The 244-nt window shown below is 47.1% G+C and carries 1 protein-coding gene; it reads right to left on the reverse strand.

What is annotated here, in order from left to right; translation table 11 throughout:
* The coding region (locus AC1M86_RS14810) for a GA-like domain-containing protein (RefSeq protein ID WP_481608260.1) at positions 1–244 on the reverse strand (244 nt) is incomplete at both ends.

The raw sequence follows: 244 nt of genomic DNA on the forward strand, positions 1-244 counted from the left end.
TCTTTGTCTGCTCCTTCTGGAAGTGCATCAACTTTCGCTTGTGCATCTTCTTTAGCAGTAAGCGCATCATCACGTGCTTGAGTCAGCTCAGTAAGTTCTGTTGGCGTGATTAAACCATCTGATTCGGCATCTGCTAGTGCTTGCTCTGCCTCAGCATATGCTGCTTCAGCCGCCTCTACTGCTTCTGTCGCTTCTTCAAGTGCTGCAACTGCATCATCCACACCATCTTCGTTTTCATCATTTA

It is taken from the genome of Acinetobacter sp. ANC_7654 (assembly GCF_056779855.1).